The 20,312-nt window shown below is 63.5% G+C and carries 17 protein-coding genes; 13 read left to right on the forward strand and 4 right to left on the reverse strand.

Annotated elements, in window-relative coordinates:
• The first annotated feature begins 125 nt into the window (after positions 1 to 125).
• From NY023_RS15625 to NY023_RS15645, 5 genes are all read left to right on the forward strand, one after another.
• Positions 126 to 1,829, forward strand: coding sequence for an amidase (locus NY023_RS15625; protein WP_013972886.1), 1,704 nt, complete (start codon positions 126 to 128; stop codon positions 1,827 to 1,829).
• A 184-nt stretch (positions 1,830 to 2,013) separates the two neighbouring features.
• Positions 2,014 to 2,688, forward strand: a complete 675-nt coding sequence (locus tag NY023_RS15630) for a transcriptional regulator (protein ID WP_013972887.1) — start codon at positions 2,014 to 2,016, stop codon at positions 2,686 to 2,688.
• Complete coding sequence (locus tag NY023_RS15635; RefSeq protein WP_013972888.1) at positions 2,685 to 3,602, forward strand: pyridoxal-phosphate dependent enzyme; 918 nt, start codon at positions 2,685 to 2,687, stop codon at positions 3,600 to 3,602. Before NY023_RS15630 ends, NY023_RS15635 begins: the two co-directional genes overlap by 4 nt.
• A 332-nt stretch (positions 3,603 to 3,934) precedes the next feature.
• Positions 3,935 to 5,032, forward strand: coding sequence for a carboxynorspermidine decarboxylase (gene nspC, locus NY023_RS15640; protein WP_013972889.1), 1,098 nt, complete (start codon positions 3,935 to 3,937; stop codon positions 5,030 to 5,032).
• 31 nt (positions 5,033 to 5,063) lie between these two features.
• The gene (locus NY023_RS15645; RefSeq protein WP_003248123.1) at positions 5,064 to 6,308 is read left to right on the forward strand and encodes a saccharopine dehydrogenase family protein; all 1,245 of its coding nucleotides are present in this window, start codon (positions 5,064 to 5,066) and stop codon (positions 6,306 to 6,308) included.
• A gap of 62 nt (positions 6,309 to 6,370) precedes the next feature.
• On the opposite strand, the gene NY023_RS15650 is transcribed toward NY023_RS15645, so the two are convergent.
• Positions 6,371 to 7,234: a type 1 glutamine amidotransferase domain-containing protein gene (locus NY023_RS15650; RefSeq protein ID WP_013972890.1), complete on the reverse strand. Its 864-nt coding sequence runs from the start codon at positions 7,232 to 7,234 to the stop codon at positions 6,371 to 6,373.
• Between the two features lie 119 nt (positions 7,235 to 7,353).
• Between NY023_RS15650 and NY023_RS15655 the strand changes: the two genes are divergently transcribed.
• The 3 genes from NY023_RS15655 to NY023_RS15665 are packed head-to-tail and all read left to right on the forward strand — an operon-like array spanning position 7,354 to position 9,773.
• On the forward strand, positions 7,354 to 8,289 hold the full coding sequence (locus NY023_RS15655) for a LysR family transcriptional regulator (protein WP_024087242.1): 936 nt from the start codon (positions 7,354 to 7,356) through the stop codon (positions 8,287 to 8,289).
• A gap of 48 nt (positions 8,290 to 8,337) precedes the next feature.
• Entirely contained in the window at positions 8,338 to 9,675 is a 1,338-nt protein-coding gene (locus NY023_RS15660) for a UDP-glucose dehydrogenase family protein (protein ID WP_013972892.1), read from the forward strand.
• Entirely contained in the window at positions 9,663 to 9,773 is a 111-nt protein-coding gene (locus tag NY023_RS15665) for an NAD-dependent epimerase/dehydratase family protein (RefSeq protein ID WP_044047072.1), read from the forward strand. Before NY023_RS15660 ends, NY023_RS15665 begins: the two co-directional genes overlap by 13 nt.
• On the opposite strand, the gene mqo is transcribed toward NY023_RS15665, so the two are convergent.
• Positions 9,763 to 11,340, reverse strand: coding sequence for a malate dehydrogenase (quinone) (gene mqo, locus NY023_RS15670; protein WP_013972893.1), 1,578 nt, complete (start codon positions 11,338 to 11,340; stop codon positions 9,763 to 9,765). The genes NY023_RS15665 and mqo overlap by 11 nt on opposite strands.
• 144 nt (positions 11,341 to 11,484) lie before the next feature.
• Here mqo and NY023_RS15675 point away from each other — a divergent pair, with 144 nt between their 5' ends.
• The 5 genes from NY023_RS15675 to NY023_RS15695 all read left to right on the forward strand — a co-directional run bounded on the left by NY023_RS15675 (position 11,485) and on the right by NY023_RS15695 (position 17,656).
• On the forward strand, positions 11,485 to 12,705 hold the full coding sequence (locus tag NY023_RS15675; RefSeq protein WP_013972894.1) for a putative DNA modification/repair radical SAM protein: 1,221 nt from the start codon (positions 11,485 to 11,487) through the stop codon (positions 12,703 to 12,705).
• Positions 12,696 to 13,538, forward strand: a complete 843-nt coding sequence (locus tag NY023_RS15680; RefSeq protein ID WP_013972895.1) for a TIGR03915 family putative DNA repair protein — start codon at positions 12,696 to 12,698, stop codon at positions 13,536 to 13,538. Before NY023_RS15675 ends, NY023_RS15680 begins: the two co-directional genes overlap by 10 nt.
• A 203-nt stretch (positions 13,539 to 13,741) precedes the next feature.
• Positions 13,742 to 15,808: a maltose alpha-D-glucosyltransferase gene (gene treS / locus NY023_RS15685; protein WP_013972896.1), complete on the forward strand. Its 2,067-nt coding sequence runs from the start codon at positions 13,742 to 13,744 to the stop codon at positions 15,806 to 15,808.
• Between the two features lie 509 nt (positions 15,809 to 16,317).
• A complete protein-coding gene (locus tag NY023_RS15690; protein WP_013972897.1) occupies positions 16,318 to 16,944 on the forward strand; it encodes a riboflavin synthase in 627 nt (208 codons plus the stop codon).
• A gap of 10 nt (positions 16,945 to 16,954) precedes the next feature.
• The gene (locus NY023_RS15695; protein ID WP_013972898.1) at positions 16,955 to 17,656 is read left to right on the forward strand and encodes a YoaK family protein; all 702 of its coding nucleotides are present in this window, start codon (positions 16,955 to 16,957) and stop codon (positions 17,654 to 17,656) included.
• On the opposite strand, the gene proP is transcribed toward NY023_RS15695, so the two are convergent.
• Both proP and hemB read right to left on the reverse strand, forming a co-directional pair.
• Positions 17,657 to 19,159: a glycine betaine/L-proline transporter ProP gene (proP, locus tag NY023_RS15700; protein ID WP_013972899.1), complete on the reverse strand. Its 1,503-nt coding sequence runs from the start codon at positions 19,157 to 19,159 to the stop codon at positions 17,657 to 17,659.
• Between the two features lie 159 nt (positions 19,160 to 19,318).
• Positions 19,319 to 20,293 (reverse strand): porphobilinogen synthase, encoded by a 975-nt coding sequence (gene hemB, locus NY023_RS15705; RefSeq protein WP_013972900.1) that lies wholly within the window; start codon positions 20,291 to 20,293, stop codon positions 19,319 to 19,321.
• Positions 20,294 to 20,312: the final 19 nt, after the last annotated feature.

Raw genomic sequence — 20,312 nt, forward strand, 5'->3', positions numbered from 1 at the left:
ACTCGGGAAGACCCGACAATGCTTGCCTGCAAAAAACCGTTTGCCCCCGCGCAAACCTGCGCCCGCCAAGCCCTTCTTGTACACTCCTCGCATTAGCCCCCACCTGCACATTTTTTGGTGAACGCATGATCGAGGTAACCGAGGTTTCCATTGCCGAGCTGCGCGATGCGCTCGAGTCGGGCCGCACGACGGCGGTCGAGCTGGTCCAGGCCTACCTGGCGCGCATCGACGCCTACGATGGCGCCGACACCGCCACCGCCCTGAACGCCGTTGTGGTACGCAACCCCGAGGCGCTGAATGAGGCCGCAGCCTCCGACGCCCGTCGCGCCAAAGGCCAGGTCCTGAGCCCGCTGGACGGCATCCCCTACACCGCCAAGGACAGCTACCTGGTCAAAGGCCTGACCGCTGCCTCCGGCAGCCCTGCCTTCAAGGACCTGGTGGCCCAGCGCGACGCCTTCACCATCGAACGCCTGCGCGCCGCCGGCGCCGTGTGCCTGGGCAAGACCAACATGCCGCCCATGGCCAACGGCGGCATGCAGCGCGGCGTGTATGGCCGCGCCGAAAGCCCATACAACGCCAACTACCTGACCGCACCGTTCGCCTCGGGCTCGTCCAACGGTGCCGGCACCGCCACTGCCGCCAGTTTCAGTGCCTTCGGCCTGGCCGAAGAAACCTGGTCCAGCGGCCGTGGCCCGGCATCCAACAATGGCCTGTGCGCCTATACCCCGTCGCGTGGGGTGATTTCGGTGCGTGGCAACTGGCCGCTCACACCGACCATGGACGTGGTGGTTCCCTATGCCCGTACCATGGCCGACCTGCTGGAAATCCTCGACGTGGTCGTAGCCGACGACGCCGACAAGCGCGGCGACCTGTGGCGCCTGCAACCCTGGGTGCCAATCCCGGCCGCTTCTACGGTGCGCCCGGCTTCGTATCTGGACCTGGCCGTGGATGCCAGCGCGCTCAAGGGCAAGCACTTTGGCGTGCCACGCATGTACATCAATGCCGATGCCGAAGCAGGTACTTCCGAGAAGCCAGGCATCGGCGGCCCGACTGGCCAGCGCATCCACACCCGCGCCACGGTGATCGACCTGTGGCAGCAGGCCCGCCAGGCACTGGAGGCGGCTGGTGCCGAAGTACTGGAAGTGGACTTCCCGCTGGTATCCAACTGCGAAGGTGACCGCCCTGGCGCACCGACCGTGTACAACCGCGGCATCGTCAGCAAGGAATTCCTGCATGACGAGCTGTGGGAGCTGTCGGGCTGGGCCTTCGACGACTTCCTGCGCGCCAACGATGACCCCAGGCTCAACCGCCTGGCCGATGTCGACGGGCCGCAGATCTTCCCCCACGACCCGGGCACCCTGCCCAACCGTGAGGACGACCTGGCCGCTGGCATGGACGAGTACGTCAACATGGCCAAGCGTGGCCTGAAGACCTGGGACCAGATCGAGACCCTGCCCGACGGCCTGCGCGGCCTGGAGCAGACCCGCAAGATCGACCTGGAAGACTGGATGGACAAGCTGGGCCTGGACGCGGTGCTGTTCCCCACCGTGGCCGACGTGGGCCCGGCGGATGCCGACGTCAACCCGGCGTCGGCGGACATCGCCTGGAGCAACGGTATCTGGGTGGCCAACGGCAACCTGGCAATCCGTCACCTGGGCGTGCCTACCGTGACCGTGCCGATGGGCGTGATGGCCGATATCGGCATGCCGGTGGGGCTGACCTTTGCTGGCCGGGCTTACAGCGACAATGCGCTGCTCAGCTTTGGTGCAGCCTTCGAGGCGACCGGGTCGCGTCGAATGATCCCGCCGCGTACCCCGCCCCTGGGCTGAGGGTTAAAGGGGCCGCTTTGCGGCCCATTCGCGGGTAAACCCGCTCCCACAGGGACCCCACAGGTATTGAATACCGTGGGGTCCCTGTGGGAGCGGGTTTACCCGCGAATGGGCCTGGAAAAGCAAATCGCCTAATTCAACTTTATGTGTAAAAATACACAAAACGTTGATTTTGCGATCTGCCATGCCTATCACCCCAAGCGAAGAACGCCAGCTCACCCTCACCGTCCTCAAGGCCGCCATCCAGGCCCTGGGCAGCGTTGCCGCGCGCAACATGGAAATCCTCCTGCACGACCTCGACCACCCGGAACACTCCGTGGTGGCGATCGTCAACGGCCATCTTTCCGGGCGCAGCGTCGGTAGCCCAATCCTCGCCGCCCCGGAACAGGACCAGGGTTTCAAGGCACTGATGCAGGCCTCGGCCGATCAGCACGGCTGCGAGCCGGTGGTGCTGCCCGACTACCCCACCACGCTGAAGGGCCGCACACTGCGCAGCGCCACGGCCATCTTCCGTGACAGCAGCGGCCACCCCTTCGCCAGCCTCTGCGTCAACACCGACGTCACCGGCCTGGATGCAGCCATGAATTTTCTCCGGCAGTTCCAACCAACAGGGGCCGCACCTGCCGTCAGTGAACCCGCCGACATGGAACTGCTGATGAGCGAGATAATCCAGGCATCCCTGCAGCGCAGCGGCCAGGGGCGAATGAACAAGCAGGCCAAGGTAGAAGCCGTAAGAGTGATGCAGGAGCGCGGCCTGTTCATCGTCAAGGGCGGCGTGGAAAAGGCCGCCAGCGCCCTTGGTGTGACCCGCTACACCGTTTACAACTACCTCGAGCAACTGCGCGGAGCCAGCCAATGACCTTGCATATCCATACCCCCCTGATCGAGTCCCGCCCGCTGTCGCTGGCCGCGGACAGCAACGTCTGGCTCAAGCTCGAAGCCCTGCAGCCCTGCGGCTCGTTCAAGCTGCGCGGCGTGGGCCATGCCTGCGAGGTGCACCATGCCCGTGGCGCTCGGCATTTCGTGTCTTCCTCGGGCGGCAACGCCGGCCTGGCTGTAGCTTATGCCGGGCGCAAACTGGGCGTGCCAGTGACCGTGGTGGTACCCGAGACCACCACCGAGCGGGCCAAGGACCTGCTGCGCCTGGAGGGCGCCGAGGTGGTGGTGCATGGCAGCTCCTGGCAGGAGGCCAACGCCCTGGCGCAGAGCTTGGTCGGCCCGGATGACGCCTTCATCCACCCATTCGATGACCCGTTGCTGTGGGCCGGGCATGCCAGCCTGGTGGATGAAGTCGCCGAGACCGGCGTGAGGCCGGACGCCGTGGTGTTGTCGGTGGGCGGTGGCGGTTTGCTCAGTGGCGTGGTCGAGGGGCTACAGCGCAACGGCTGGGGCGATGTGCCGGTGCTGGCGGTGGAAACCGAGGGCGCGGCATCGCTGCATGCGGCCATGCAGGCGGGGCATTCGGTGGAGCTGGAACGTATTACCTCGGTGGCGACGTCGCTTGGGGCCAAGCGTGTGGCTGACCAGGCGCTGGTGTGCGTGAAGGAGCATCCGGTGCACAGCCATCTGGTCACTGACCGCGCTGCGCTGGAGGCGTGCGAGCGGTTCCTGCTGGACCATCGCGTGCTGGTGGAGCCAGCTTGTGGAGCAGCCTTGGCGTTGGCCTATGCACCGGGCGCCCTGGCGCAGTACCAGAATGTGCTGGTGGTGGTTTGTGGCGGGGCTACCGCCACGCTGGAGCAGATCCAGGCGTGGTTGCAGCAGGTGGATTGAGGTTACCTGTACCGGCCTCTTCGCGGGCTTGCCCGCTCCCACAGGAACCGCGCATTTTCTGAGCCTCGCGCTAATCCTGTGGAAGCGGGCAAGCCCGCGAACACCGGCGGAGCCGGTGCCATCCAATAAACACTCATCGGATTCTCCTTGCGGCACCCGGTTGCTGATTACGATAGTCACATGCCGCTGTTCTACTAAGCCCACCGCAACCGGAAAATTCCCGTCGCAACAGCGTCAACCACGACGAAATGCGTAGCCCACCCTTTCGGTCTGCGGCAAGTGAAGGCACAATGCGTGTCCTTTTTTTGGCCGGCCTGGCCGGGGGCCTTTAAATGATCAAGACGCCGTACTACCTCATCGATAAAACCAAGCTGCTGGGCAACATGGAGAAGATCGCCTACGTGCGCGAACACTCCGGCGCCAAGGCACTGCTCGCCCTCAAGTGCTTTGCCACCTGGTCAGTCTTCGACCTGATGCAACAGTACATGGACGGCACCACCTCTTCGTCGCTGTACGAGCTCAAGCTCGGCCGCCAGAAGTTCGCCGGCGAAACCCACGCCTACAGCGTGGCCTGGGCCGACGACGAGGTCGAGGAAATGCTCGAGAACTGCGACAAGATCATCTTCAACTCGATCGGCCAGCTGCAGCGCTTCGCCGAACAGTCCGAAGGCAAGGTCCGTGGCCTGCGCGTCAACCCGCAGGTCAGCAGCTCCGACTACCTGCTGGCAGACCCTGCCCGCCCGTTCAGCCGCCTGGGCGAATGGGACCCGGCCAAGGTCGAACAGGTGATCGAGCAGATCTCCGGCTTCATGTTCCACAACAACTGCGAGAACGGCGACTTCGGCCTGTTCGACAAGATGCTCACGCACATCGAAGAGCGCTTCGGCCACCTGCTGCACAAGGTCGAGTGGGTCAGCCTCGGTGGCGGCATCCACTTCACCGGTGAAGACTACGCGCTGGACGCCTTCTGCGCGCGCCTGAAAGCCTTCTCGGAAAAGTACGGCGTGCAGGTGTACCTGGAGCCGGGCGAAGCGGCCATCACCAACAGCGCCTCGCTGGAAGTGACCGTGCTCGACACCCTGTACAACGGCAAGCACCTGGCCGTGGTCGACAGCTCGATCGAAGCGCACATGCTCGACCTGCTGATCTACCGCCTCAACGCCAAGATGGCCCCCAACGACGGCGCGCACACCTACATGGTCTGCGGCAAGTCGTGCCTGGCCGGTGACATCTTCGGCGAATACCAATTCGATCGTCCGCTGGCCATCGGTGATCGCCTGTCGTTCGTCGACGCGGCGGGTTACACCATGGTCAAGAAAAACTGGTTCAACGGTCTGAAAATGCCATCCATCGTGGTCAAGCAACTCGACGGCAGCGTCGAAGTGGTGCGCGAGTTCGGTTTCGAAGACTACGTTTCCAGCCTGTCGTAAGACCGGCTTTCAGTAAGGAGCAAGGGATAAATTGAAGAAGAACGTTCTTATCATTGGTGCAGGAGGTGTCGCCAAGGTGGTGGCCCACAAGTGCGCGCAGCATAACGACGAACTGGGTCGTATCGCTATCGCGTCACGGAACATCTCCAAATGCCAGGCCATCATCGACAGCGTCAAGGCCAAGGGTAGCCTCAAGGTACCCGCCGACATCCAGGCCTTCTCGCTCAATGCCCTCGATGTCGAGGCTACCAAGGCGCTGATCCGCGAGACCGAATCGCAGATCGTGATCAACGTTGGTTCCGCCTTCCTCAACATGTCGGTGCTGCGTGCCTGCATCGATACCGGTGTCGCCTACCTGGACACCGCCATCCACGAAGAGCCGGGCAAGATCTGCGAGACCCCGCCGTGGTACGGCAACTACGAGTGGAAACACCTCGAAGAGTGCCAGGCAAAGAACATTACCGCCATTCTCGGCGTCGGCTTCGACCCGGGTGTGGTGAACAGCTACGCCAAGCTGGCGCAGCAACAGTATTTCGACAGCATTGACTCGATCGACATCCTCGACGTCAATGCCGGTTCGCATGGCAAATACTTCGCCACCAACTTCGACCCGGAAATCAACTTCCGTGAGTTCACCGGGCAAGTGTGGAGCTGGCAGAACAGCCAGTGGACCAGCAACACCATGTTCGAGGTCAAGCGTACGGACGACCTGCCGGTGGTGGGTTCGCAGAACCTGTACCTGACCGGCCACGATGAGGTTCACTCGATTTCGAAGAACCTCAACGTGCCGAACGTGCGTTTCTGGATGAGCTTCGGCGAGCACTACATCAACGTGTTCACCGTGCTGAAGAACCTGGGCCTGCTCTCCGAGCAACCGGTGAAAACCGCCGAAGGCCTGGAAGTGGTACCGCTGAAAGTAGTCAAGGCCGTGCTGCCGGACCCAGCCTCTCTGGCCCCGGGCTACACCGGCAAGACCTGCATCGGTGACCTGGTCAAGGGCACCAAGGATGGCCAGCCGCGCGAAGTGTTCATCTACAACGTGGCCGACCACGAAGAAGCCTACGCCGAGACCGACAGCCAGGGTATTTCCTACACCGCCGGTGTACCGCCAGTGGCTGCCGCCCTGCTGGTCGCCCGTGGCGAGTGGGATGCCAAGCGCATGGTCAACGTCGAGGAGCTGCCAGCCGAGCCGTTCCTCAAGGCACTGGACGTCATGGGCCTGCCGACCCGCGTCAAGGATGAAAAAGGCGATCGTCCTTGGGACGCTGAAGCCTAAGCAGCAAAGCAGAGGGGGCGCCATCAAGGCGCCCCCTCTGCTTTTGCAGGCCACGTGTAAGCCTAGATGCCCTGGCCAGAGGGCTTTGCCTGCTCAGCCAGCTTTTCCAGCAATACCTTGGCCAGCGCCTTGTCCGAGAACGGGTTCTGCCCGGTGATGAGTTCGCGGTCCACCACCACATTGGGTTGCCAGGCCTTGGCGTAGCCCATGTCGCCCCCTGCCATCGCCATGGCGTTGGCCGGGTAGAACAGCAGCCGCTGGTCCTTGAGCGAACCTTCGAATACCTGCTCCTCCGGGTCGGAGAAAATGGTCATCTTGTAACCCTTGTACAACCAGTCGGTGGCTGCCGGCTTTTCACCACGCGCCAGCGCCGACTGGTAGCTGGCCGGGTCCTGCTGGGCCGAGAGCAAGGCGATGGGGCCGTGGCAGATCGCGGCTGTAGGCTTGCCGGCTTGATGGAAATGCCGCAGCAAGGCGCCCACGTCCGGGTTGTTGGCCAGGTCGATCAACGGCGCATGGCCGCCGGGGATGAACAGCCCGGCATAGCGCCCTAGGTCACCTGCCAGTACTTCTTTCACCGACAGGGTATCGTCAATGCCCGGCAGGCCTTGCACGACCTTCTCGATCCGGCGCATCTCCACCGCATCGCCGGCAAAGTAGCTCGGGTCGATCGAACGCTGGTCGACACTCGGGGCATTACCCTTGGGGGTAACCAGCACCAGCTTGTAGCCAGCCTTGAGCAACTGGTCGGCAGGCACGCCGAATTCGTTCAGGTAGTAGCCGGTGGCGTAGCGCTTGCCGTCCTGCAGGGGCAGCTGGTGCTCGCTGGACAACAGCACCAGCACCTCTCCCTTGGGCGCAGCGTGGGCGCCGGTGGCAAGCAGGGTGCTGGCAACAGCCAGGGCAAGCCGGGACATCTTGGTCATGCAACAATCTCCTGATCAGGCAAATAGAGCTGTCCGCTCATGTTGGCGGGGATGCGTTCATGCTAACGGCGAGGCTATGATTCGATAATTCGAAAGCTCTCATGCCTGTGATCCAGAAAATGAATATATCCAGCAAGGACTTCAACCTGCTGTACCTGTTCCATGTGCTGTACCAGGAACGCAACGCCACCCTCGCCGCCCAGCGCATGGCGCTGAGCCAGCCCGCGCTCAGCCACAAGCTCAACAAGCTGCGCCATCAGTTTGGCGACCCGCTGTTCGTGCGCGCGCCCAGGGGCCTGACCCCGACGCCACGCGCCCACGAACTGGCGCCTGAGGTAGAACGCCTGGTAGTGGGCCTGGAAGGTTTTTATGAGCGCTGCGAAGGGCAGGACTTCCTCGCCCGCCCTGCCCGACTGCACCTGTACAGCACCGATTATGTGGAGCAGACCCTGTTGCCCAGGCTGCTGCCGATCCTGCGTAGCCAGGCACCGAACCTGACGCTGGTCACCTGCAACACCCGCGGTCTGCTGCCTCGCGAAGAATTGGAGAAAGGCACCTGTGACCTGGCCGTTGCCGGGTTCTACACCGACCTGCCGGAAACCTTCCACCAACAGCGCCTGCTCAGTGAACACTTGGTAGTGCTGGCCTCGCGCAGCCATCCAGGCCTGGAAAACGGCCTGGACCTCGATACCTTCCTTGCCAGCGACCACCTGCTTACCACCCTCACCGGCGACCTCGATGGCCTGGTCGACCGCGCCTTGCGCAGCCAGGGCATGCAACGGCGGGTCGTGGCTGGCCTGTCGAGTTTCCTGGCCCCCATGCGCCTGCTGCGCGGCACCGATCTGCTGCTCACCTGCCTGCGCTCGCTGGCCACCGAAGCCGTCGAACGTGACGACGACCTGCTCATGTACCCGCTGCCGCTGACATTGCCAGCGATCGAGGTGATGCAGATCTGGCACGAACGCACCCACGCCGACCCCTTGCGCCGCTGGTTTCGCCAACAGCTGTGGAACGTCGCCCAAGAGGCAGCCGCCTGCGCGAGTAACAATTTCTAAACAACGATGTGACATTTTTTTTCAGCTTTCTCGCCAAGGAGCTGTCAGATGAAGGTCACGGTTTTCGGTACCGGCTATGTCGGCCTCACCCAGGCAGTGTGCCTGGCCCAGGTGGGCCATTCGGTGTTGTGCATGGATGTCGACGCCGAGCGGGTCGCCAGCCTCAATGCAGGCCATTGCCCGATCTTCGAGCCCGGCCTTGCGCCGATGCTGGAGAAGAACCTGGCCTGCGGTCGCCTTCGCTTCACCACCGACGCCAGCGAAGCGGCCAACTACGCAAAGGTGCAGTTCATTGCCGTCGGCACCCCGCCTCAGGCCGATGGCAGCGCCGACCTGAAGCACGTGTTCGCCGTGGTCGACAGCATCCTCGAACATGCCGATGGCCCCAAGCTGATCGTCAACAAATCCACCGCGCCGGTTGGTACGGTGCACCGCATCAAGGCGCGCATCGCCCAGGCCGTGGCCGATACCAGCCGCTTGCGCGTCGTCAGCAACCCCGAGTTCCTCAAGGAGGGCTCGGCGGTGGATGACTGCATGCGCCCGGAGCGCATCATCATCGGTGGCGCGGAGCCCGCCGAAGTAGAGCTGCTGCGCGAGCTGTACCTGCCGTTCAGCCGCAACCGCGAAAAACTGATGGTGATGGACGCGCGCAGCGCCGAGCTGACCAAGTACGCGGCCAACTGCATGCTGGCGACCAAGATCTCGTTCATCAACGAAATCGCCAACCTGGCCGAGCATCTGGGCGCCGACATCGAACTGGTGCGCCGCGGCATCGGCTCGGACCCGCGCATCGGCTACGACTTCATCTATGCCGGCTGCGGCTTTGGCGGCTCATGCTTCCCCAAGGACCTGCAAGCCCTGCGCCGCAGCGCCGAGGCCGAGGGCTTCGAACCACAGTTGCTGCGTGCGGTGGAATCGGTCAACGAGCAGCAAAAGAACCGGCTGTTCGGCAAGATCCAACGCCACTACCCACGCGGCCTGCGAGGCAAGGTCTTCGCCGTGTGGGGGTTGTCGTTCAAGCCCAATACCAACGACATCCGCGAGGCCTCCAGCCGAGTCTTGCTGGAAGCGCTGTGGGCCGCCGGCGCGCGGGTGCAGGCCCATGACCCGCAGGCCATGGAGGAAATCCAGCGGCACTATGGCGCCCGCGCCGACCTGCAATTGGTACCGTGCAAGGACGACGCGCTGCGCGGCGCCGATGCCCTGGTGATCGTCACCGAATGGCAGGAATACCGCGTGCTCAACCTGGACAAGGTGCCGCAACAACTGGCCGACCGGGTGGTGTTCGACGGGCGCAACCTGTTCGAACCCGAGCACATGGCCGCCGCCGGCCTGACTTACTACGGCATCGGCCGCGGCCAGGTGCAGCCAGCATGCCCGAACTGATTACCGGCGTGGCCGGCTTCACCGGCGACCACATTGCACGGCGCCTGTGGGAAGCAGGCATCGAGGTGGTCGCCGCATGGTACTTTGCTACGGCGTAACGGCGCCCTCTGGAGGATTCAGTTGCAACACCTCGTTGGTGTATGCCCACTCCTTCTGCACCTGGTCCGGGTGGTCGTTAAGGCGGATGCCGTAGGACGGGATGATCTGCCTGATCTTCGCCTGCCACTGCGGCGATGCCATCTTGTCCTTGAACACCTTGCTCAGCACATCGAGCATGATCGGCGGCGCGGTCGAGGCGCCAGGCGAAGCACCCAGCAATCCTGCAATGCTGCCATCCTTGGACGTCACCACTTCAGTGCCGAGCTTGAGCACACCACCCAATGCTTCGTCCTTCTTGATGATCTGCACCCGCTGGCCCGCCTGCCACAGCCGCCAGTCCTCCTTCTTCGCCTCGGGGAAGTAGGTGCGCAACGCTTCGAAACGGTCATCGTCAGATTGCAGCACCTGGCCGATCAGGTACTGCACCAGGTCGAACTCGCGCACCCCAACCCTTACCATCGGCCAGGCATTGTGCACACTGGCGCTGGCGAACAGGTCAAGCAGCGAGCCCTGCTTGAGGAACTTGGTCGAGAAGGTGGCGAACGGCCCGAACAGGATCATGCGCTTGCCATCGAGCACACGGGTGTCCAGGTGCGGCACCGACATCGGTGGTGCGCCCGTGGCGGCGATACCGTAGGCCTTGGCCATGTGACGCAGGGCGATGGCCGGGTTGTCGGTGACCAGGAACGAACCACCGACCGGGAAACCGGCATAGTCCTTGGCCTCCTCGATACCCGACTTCTGCAGCAGTGGCAGCGCTGCACCACCTGCGCCGATGAACAGGAACCTGGCGTCGGTGGCCGCGTTGCTGCCGTCTTTGAGGTTTTTGTATTCGACATGCCAGGAGCCGTCGTCGTTGCGGGTGATCGCCTGCACTTCGGTCGACAGCTTGAGGTCGAAGTTCGGCCGGGTCTGCAGATAGCCCACGTATTGCCGGGTGATCTCGCCAAAGTTGACGTCGGTGCCGATCGGCGTCCAGGTCACGGCCAGTTTCTGGTTGGGGTCGCGGCCCTCCATCATCAACGGTACCCACTTGCGAATCTGCTCGTGGTCCTCGGAGTACTGCATGGGCTTGAACAACGGGCTGGCCTGCAGCGCCTCGTAGCGCTTCTTCAGGAAGCGAATGTTGTCGTCGCCCCAGACGAAGCTCATGTGCGGAGTAGTGTTGATGAATGAATGCGGGTTCTTCAGCACGCCCTGTTTGACCTGCCAGGCGAGGAACTGACGGGTGACCTGGAACGACTCGTTGATCTCCACCGCCTTGCTGATATCGACCTTGCCGTCCTTCTCCGGGGTGTAGTTCAGTTCGGCCAGGGCCGAGTGGCCGGTACCAGCGTTGTTCCAGCCGTTGGAGCTTTCTTCGGCGACCTTGTCCAGGCGCTCGACCATTTCCATCGACCAACCCGGCTCCAGCTCATTGAGCCAGACGGCCAGGGTTGAACTCATGATGCCGCCGCCCACCAGCATGACATCGACTCTTCTGGTTTCCGCGGCCTGGGCATCGAGCATGCCGAATGCCAAGGCCAGCCCGGTCAGCGCCAGTACCGGCTTGATGGTGATCCTCATAACCTCCCCCTTGCCTCGTTGCTATCCGTAAGTCAGCCACAAGCTTAGATGACGGATTTGGTCGGGCGTGGCTGGTGCACAATCACTTGCAATCCGTCACGCCTCAAAATACTGTATGAATATTCAGTATCACAGGTCAGCCCCATGCAACTCATCGCCAAACTCGGCATCCTTGCCGATGCTGCCAAGTACGACGCATCCTGCGCCAGCAGCGGCGCGCCCAAACGCAACTCGCGCGGGGCTGATGGGCTGGGTGCTACCAATGGCATGGGCATCTGTCACAGCTACACCCCTGATGGGCGCTGCGTATCGCTGCTCAAGGTGCTGCTGACCAACTTTTGCCTCTACGACTGCCAGTACTGCGTCAACCGCCGATCCAGCAACGTGCCACGCGCACGCTTCAGCCCCGAGGAAGTGGTCCGGCTGACCCTGGACTTCTACCGGCGCAACTGCATAAGCGGCCTGTTCCTCAGCTCCGGCATCATCCGTTCGGCGGACTACACCATGGAGCAGCTGGTCCGTGTGGCGCGGCTGTTGCGCGAAGAGCACGACTTCCGTGGCTACATCCACCTCAAGACCATCCCCGATGCCGACCCGTTGCTGATCGAGGAGGCCGGGCGCCTGGCAGACCGGCTCAGCGTCAACATCGAGCTGCCGACCGACGCCAGCCTGAAACGCCTGGCACCGGAAAAACAGGCGCACACCATTCGCCAGGCCATGGGCGTGATCCACCAGGGCCAGCAAGCTGTGGCCCACGAACCCAAGGCGCCGCGCTTTACCCCGGCCGGGCAAAGCACCCAGGTGATCGTCGGGGCCGACAGCACCGACGACAGCACACTGCTGCGCAATGCCGAATCGCTGTACCAAGGCTACGGCCTCAAGCGTGTGTACTACTCCGCCTTCAGCCCCATCCCTGACAGCCCCGGCAGCGTCCCCCTGGCCGCACCACCGCTGCTGCGCGAGCACCGTCTGTACCAGGCTGACTTCCTGTTGCGTGGCTATGGCTACAAGGCCGGCGAGCTGCTGGGCCAGAGCGGCAATCTGGCACTGGACATCGACCCCAAGCTGGCCTGGGCGCTGGCCAACCGCGACGTGTTCCCGCTGGATGTGAACCGTGCCGAGCCGGCGCTACTGGCGCGCATCCCCGGCATCGGCCTGCGCAGCGTGCAGCGCCTGGTAGCCCTGCGACGCGAACGGCGCATTCGCTACGATGACCTGATCCAGTTGCGCTGCGTGCTGGACAAGGCGCGGCCATTCATTGTCACCAGCGACTACCGCCCGCCCCAGGCCGAACTGCGCAGCGGCCTGCTGAGGGCGCGCTTGCGTGAGCCGCAGGCCCCGGTGCAGATGGGCTTATGGGGATGATCGCGCTCGATTGCGACGGCCTGTTCGCCACCTGGCGTGACCAGGCCCGGGTGTTGTTGGGGCATGGCATCGACCCGTCGGAGGTCACCTGGGCGCAAGGGCCGGTGGCTGATTTGCTGGCCGTACCGACAGCGCTGCCGGAAGGCTCCGGTCCCTTTCGCGCCAAAGTGCCTGCGGCGCTGCTCGGCCAGCTGGAACAGGCGGCCCGCTACCGTGGCGAGCACCGCTGGAACCTGCTTTACGAGGTACTTTGGCGGGTGGCCCATGGCGACCGCACTGCAATGCTGCCGGGTGACCGATTGGGCAGTGAGCTGCATAGACGGATCAAGCAGGTCAATCGCGAAGCACACCACCTGCATGCGTTTGTACGCTTCGTGCCACTACCCGAAGTATTGGCTGAACAGCTGCAACTCGACCTGGTGGCCTACCACGAGCCGGCGCATGACATTCTGGAAAGCGCCAGTGGGCATTTCGCCGACCGCCTGGGGCGTTTGCGCTGGATGATTGCCACGGCCCACGACGGCATACGCTTCGATGGCCAGGCATTCGACTACCAGCGACAGTGCCCCGAACCCTGGCGCCAATGGGCCCGCAACGCCGAAGACCCTGGTGCCGAATTATGGCGCACCTACTATCGTCATACCTTCAACCCCGCCCGCCTCAACCCCGACGCCTTGCGCTTGCACATGCCCGGGCGGTTCTGGCGTCATTTGCCGGAGGGCATGCTGATTCCGCAGCTCGAAGGCCTGGCTCGGCAAGGCAAGCAACGGGACGGCCAAGCACTGGAGGTCGCCTCTCAGGCTGGCAAACAAATCAGCAAGCCCATACGGTAGTTGCGTATTCGCAAACCTTGATCAGTGGGAGTTTCTTCGCGGGCATGCCCGCTCCCACAGGTATTGCACAGTTCTCGAAGTGTGTAGAGATCCGGTGGGAGCGGGCGCGCCCGCGAAACAGCCAAAAGCAATCTCAAGCCGAACGATCAGCCGCCACAGCCGTCATAACCTGAGCCGCTGCCGACACGCAAAGAGGACGCGAAATGACCCAACCCGACCCGTCATACGTCAAATGGCTCGAAGACCGCGCCATGCTCAAGGCCTCCCAGCAACGCACCCACTTGTACTCGGGCCAGTCGCGCCTGTGGCAACAGCCCTACGCCGAAGCGCAGCCCCGCCGCGCCACTGAAATCGCTTCGGTCTGGCTGACCGTCTACCCCGATGCCATCATCGCCCCCGAAGGTTGTTCGGTGCTTGGCGCCTTGGGCCACGAGGCGCTGTGGAAGCGTTTGTCGGAGATCGGCATTCAGGGCCTGCACACCGGCCCGATCAAGTTGTCCGGCGGCATTCGTGGCTGTGAACTCACCCCCAGCGTGGACGGCAACTTCGACCGCATCAGTTTCGACATCGATCCGCTGTACGGCAGCGAGCAGGAGCTGATCCAGATGAGCCGCATGGCCGCCGCGCACAACGCCGTGACCATCGACGACCTGATCCCCTCGCACACGGGCAAGGGCGCCGACTTTCGCCTGGCCGAGCTGGCCTACGGTCCCTATCCGGGGCTGTACCACATGGTCGAAATCCGCGAGGAAGACTGGCCGCTGCTGCCCGAAGTGCCTGCCGGGCGCGACGCGGTCAATCTGCTGCCGGCCCAGTGCGACGAGCTCAAGGCCCGCCATTACATCGTCGGCCAGCTGCAACGGGTTATCTTCTTCGAACCAGGTGTGAAGGAAACCGACTGGAGCGCCACGCCGCCGGTGACCGGTGTAGATGGCAAGACCCGGCGCTGGGTGTACCTGCACTACTTCAAGGAAGGCCAGCCATCGCTGAACTGGCTGGACCCGACCTTCGCCGCCCAGCAGATGATCATTGGCGATGCCCTGCACGCCCTGGACTGCCTGGGTGCACGTGGCCTGCGCCTGGATGCCAACGGTTTTCTCGGTGTGGAGACCCGCGCCAGCGGCACTGCCTGGTCGGAAAGCCACCCTCTGTCGATCGTCGGCAACCAACTGATTGGCGGCATGATCCGCAAGGCCGGCGGTTTCAGCTTCCAGGAACTGAACCTGACCCTCGACGACATCGCGCAGATGTCCAGGGGTGGTGCCGACCTGTCCTACGATTTCATTACCCGGCCGGCCTACCAGCATGCGCTGCTGACCGGCGACACCGAGTTCCTGCGCCTGATGCTCAAGGAGATGCATGCTTTCGGCATCGACCCGGCCTCGCTGATCCATGCCTTGCAGAACCACGACGAGCTGACCGTGGAGCTGGTGCATTTCTGGACCCTGCATGCCCACGACATGTACCTGTACAAAGGCCAGACCTTGCCTGGCGGCATCCTGCGCGAGCACATCCGCGAAGAGATCTACGAACGGCTGTCGGGCGAGCATGCGCCATACAACCTGCGCTTCGTCACCAATGGCATAGCCTGTACCACGGCCAGCCTGATCGCTGCCGCGCTGGGTATCCGCGACCTTGGGCAGATCGGGGTGGCAGAAATCGAGCTGATCCAGAAGGTGCACCTGCTGCTGGTCATGTACAACGCCATGCAGCCGGGTGTGGTGGCGCTGTCCGGCTGGGACCTGGTAGGCGCCCTGCCCTTGCCCGGCGAAGCGGTCGCCCAGCGGATGCTGGATGGCGATACCCGCTGGATTCACCGCGGCGGCTACGACCTGGCCGGGCTGGAGCCGCAGGCCCAGACGTCTGTGCGTGGCATGCCCCGAGCCCGGGCGCTTTATGGCAGCCTGGACAGCCAGCTGGAGAACGGCGATTCGTTTGCCTGCAAGGTGAAGAAGCTGCTGGCGGTGCGCCAGGCTTATGGCATTGCCACCAGCCGCCAGGTGCTGGTGCCCGAAGTCAGCAGCCCCGGCTTGCTGGTGATGGTGCATGAGCTGCCGGCCGGGCGTGGCATCCAGATCAGTGCGCTGAACTTCGGCCAGGAAGTGATTGCCGAGGAGCTGCAACTGACCGGGTTCACGCCGGGGCCGGTGGTGGACATGATCAATGAAACGGTCGAAGGGGATTTGACCGAGGATGGGCGGCTGATGGTGAACCTGGACCCGTATGAGGCGCTGTGCCTGCGGATCGTCAACAGCAGCGGCCATGTCTGAATTGTATTTGCCCCATTGCCTTCGCCGGTGAAGCTCTGAACGGCAGCCACGCGATTCCTGTGGGAGCGGGTTCACCCGCAAACACCGGCGCAGCCGGTGCCATCCACCGCATCGCCTACTTCGCGGGCATGCCCGCTCCCACAGGGGCCCCACCAGCTGAGGAATGCACCATACCTGTGGGAGCGGGCGCGCCCGCGAACACCGGCGCAGCCGGTGCCATCCACCGCATCGCCTGCTTCGCGGGCATGCCCGCTCCCACAGGGGCCCCACCACCTGAAGGAATGCGCCATACCTGTAGGAGCGGGTTTACCCGCGAACACCGGCGCAGCCGGTGCCATCCACCGCGTCGCCTGCTTCGCGGGTGAACCCACTCCCACAGGGTCACTTCCAGGTGACAAAGTGCGCCGTGCCTGTGGGTTTCCAGTGTCCAGACCAATGGCTGGCTTGCTTTTACCGCTCCACGGGCATAGCGTTCGGAGGTTTTCTTTTCCGTGCCCAGGAGCAACTCCATGTACACCGGCATCGTCCAGGCCGTCCGCCCTCTGCTTGATGTGACCACCTACCCGGGCCACAACCAGTTCACCATCGACCTCACCCCCGAACTGCTCGACGAGCTGAAGATCGGCGCCAGCGTCAGTGTCGAAGGCACCTGTCTGTCGGTCACCGAGATCAACGGCACCCAGGTCAGGTTCGACGCCATGACCGCCACCCTCGAGCGCACCAACCTGCGCAACTTCAAGGCCGGCCAGGGCGTCAACATCGAACGCTCGGCGAAGATGAACGCCGAAGTCGGCGGCCACCTGATGGCCGGCCACATCGCCACCACCGCCGAAATCGTCGAGCTGTCGATCAAGGAAACCGGCGCCTTCATCAAGTTCCGCATGCCAGCGGAATGGGGCAAGTACGTATTCCCGCGCGGTTTTATCGGGGTCAACGGCTGCAGCCTGACCGTAGCCGATGTCGAGAACAACGTGATCACCATCAACCTGATCCCGGAAACCCTGCGCCAGACCACCTTTGCCAGCTACAAGGCCGGCGAACTGCTCAACATCGAAGTGGACCACCAGACAATGGTGCTGGTCGATGTAGTGGAGCGCACGATCAAGAGCACCCTGGCCCGCGAAATGCCTCGCTGAGTTCCCGAGGATGCTGCCCAACACCCTCCCCGCGCGCACTGCCAAGCGGCTGCGCCTGCAGATTCTGCGTGGTCGTGTCGGCCTCGGCCTGGTCGCCGGCCTGTCCGTACTGGCCGGCATGACCGATGCCATCGGCCTGCTGGCGCTGGGCGACTTCGTGTCATTCATGAGTGGCAACACCACGCGTCTGGCCGTCGCCATCAGCGATGCGGACCTGGCCCTGGTGCTGCGCCTGAGTGCTGCAGTGCTGAGCTTCGTCATCGGCAACGCCCTGGGCGTGCTGCTGGCGCGCGCGTTCCGCCGTCGGGCCTGGCCGGTGCTGCTGGTGGTCGCCGCCCTGCTGGGCTTTGCAGCCGCATGGCCCTTGGCAGCGACCTTGCCCGCGCTGCTCGCCGCCACACTGGCCATGGGCATGATCAACGCCGTGGTCGAACAGGTGAACGGCCTGCCCATCGGCCTGACCTACGTCACCGGTGCCCTGTCACGCTTCGGTCGTGGGCTGGGGCGCTGGCTGCTGGGCGAGCGGCGCAATGGCTGGCGGGTGCAACTGGTGCCTTGGGCCGGCATGCTGCTGGGCGCCGCGCTGGGGGCCTGGCTGCAGCACCACCTGGGCCTGCAGGCGCTAGCCGGCAGCTGCTCGCTGGCCTGCGTGCTGGCCCTGGTGTCGCGGTTCATTCCACGGACGTGGCAGCGTGGCTACATGCCACACTGATCACTCGATGCGCGGGTGCTGCTGCACCAGCAACTTGCGCTTGGCCTCCAGTTCGGCAATCTGCGCATCGATGTCCTCTATCCTTTGCTCGATGTTGTCGTGGTGCTCCTGCAGCAGCTCACGCGCTTCCTCGATATCCGATGCTGCCGGTGCCGCGCCGCGCAGCGGCTTGTTGGCGGTTTCCTTCATGGTCAGGCCGGTGACCAGCCCCACGGCGGCGATCACCATCAGGTAATAGGCCGGCATGTACAGGTTGCCAGTACTTTCCACCAGCCAGGCGGCGATGGTCGGGGTGAGGCCGGCGATCAGCACCGAGATGTTGAAGGCGCTGGCGAGGGCGCTGTAGCGGATATGCGTGGGGAACATTGCCGGTAGCGTCGAGGCCATCACGCCGATGAAGAAGTTCAGCAGCACGGCAATGATCAGCAGCCCGGCAAAGATCACCCCCAGTACGCCGCTGTTGATGAGCATGAATGCCGGAATGGCCAGCGCAAACAGGCCGACGCTGCCGACGATGATGAACGGTCGGCGGCCGAACTTGTCGCTGAGCAGCCCGATCATCGGTTGCACGAACAGCATGCCGACCATGATCGCGATGATGATCAGCACGCCATGGTCTTCGCTGTAGTGCAGGTTGTGCGACAGGTAGCTGGGCATGTACGTGAGCAGCATGTAGTAGGTGACGTTGGTGGCGATCACTACACCGATACAGGTCACCAGGCTGCGCCAGTGTTGGGTGGCGACCTCCTTGAAGGACACCTTGGGCCCGGACGCCAGGCCTTCGCGGTCGCCCTGCTCCAGTTTTTCGACATGCTGCTGGAAAGCCGGCGTTTCCTCCAGAGCATGGCGCAGGTACAGGCCGATGATGCCCAGCGGCAAGGCGAGGAAGAACGGCAGGCGCCAACCCCATTCGAGGAACTTTTCCTCACCCAGCACCGTAGAGATCAACACCACCACACCGGCACCCAGCACGAACCCGGCAATCGAGCCGAAGTCCAGCCAACTGCCGAGAAAACCCCGTTTTCGGTCCGGGGCATATTCGGCGACGAAGATCGACGCGCCGGTGTACTCGCCCCCCACCGAGAAGCCCTGGGCCATCTTGGCCAGCAGCAACAGGATCGGCGCCCAGATACCGATGCTGGCATAGGACGGTATCAGGCCGATGGCAAAGGTGCTGAGCGACATGATCACGATGGTCGCAGCGAGGATTTTCTGCCGCCCGAACCGGTCGCCCAAGGCGCCGAAGAACAGCCCGCCCAGAGGCCTGATCAGAAACGGCACCGAGAACGTGGCCAACGCCGCGATCATCTGCACGCTGGGGTCGGCATTGGGGAAGAAAACCTTGCCCAGGGCGTAGGCGACGAAGCCGTAGACGCCGAAGTCGAACCACTCCATGGCATTGCCCAGTGCCGCCGCGGTGATTGCCTTGCGCATCTTGCCGTCGTCGACGATGGTGATGTCCTTCAGGCCGATTGGCTGGATGCTTTTCTTGCGAGGTTTCATGTCCGTATCCCTGTCGATGAATGCTCTAAGGGATGAGATACGACGGGACACTAAATAATTCAGCGCTTACGGGTTTTTTGTGTTTCTCCTCTTCGGTTGCTGCACAGGCAAAGAAAAGCCGCTGCGATGGCAGCGGCTTGCATGGGCAACGGCTCGCGGTCAGATGCCTTCGCGGGCCAGGTCCATGGCGAAGTAGGTGAGGATCAGGTCGGCACCGGCACGCTTGATCGCGCCAATGCTTTCACGCACCACCCGGCCTTCATCGATGGCGCCAGCCAGGCCACCGAACTTGATCATCGCGTACTCGCCGCTCACCTGGTACGCCGCCAGCGGCAGGCGCGAGGCGGCACGGATATCGGCGATCACGTCGAGGTAGGCACCGGCCGGCTTGACCATCAGTACATCGGCGCCTTCCTGCTCGTCGAGCAGCGACTCGCGCACGGCTTCGCGGCGGTTCATCGGGTTCATCTGGTAGCTCTTGCGATCGCCCTTCAGCGCGGTACCACCGGCTTCACGGAACGGGCCATACAGCGACGAGGCGAACTTGGTGGAATAGGCCATGATCGCGGTGTCGTGGAAGCCGGCACCATCCAGCGCGCTGCGGATGGCCTGGACCTGGCCGTCCATCGCCGCCGACGGGGCAATGAAATCGGCACCTGCAGCAGCGGCGATGACCGCCTGCTTGCCCAGGTTGGCCAGGGTGGCGTCGTTGTCCACACCGTGGTCGTGCAGTACGCCGCAGTGGCCGTGGCTGGTGTATTCGCAGAAGCAGGTGTCGGACATCACCACCATTTCCGGCACGGTGTCCTTGCAGATGCGTGACATGCGCGCGACCAGGCCGTTTTCGTTCCAGGTGTCGCTGCCGACGGCGTCCAGGTTGTGCGAAACGCCAAAGGTCATCACCGACTTGATACCAGCGCGGGCATAGCGCTCGATTTCCTGGGCCAGCAGCTTCTCGGGGATGCGGTTGACGCCCGGCATGCTGGTGATCGGCACGAAGTCATCGATACCCTCTTCGACGAAGATCGGCAGGATCAGGTCTTCAAGGCGGAACTCGGTTTCCTGGAAGATCGTGCGCAGGGACTCGTTCTGGCGCAGGCGGCGTGGACGAACGGACGGGAATTGGTTGGACATGACAGCTCCAGGGAATTTG

The organism is Pseudomonas sp. NBB (assembly GCF_032701105.1).
Classification (GTDB): Bacteria; Pseudomonadota; Gammaproteobacteria; order Pseudomonadales; family Pseudomonadaceae; genus Aquipseudomonas; species Aquipseudomonas asiatica.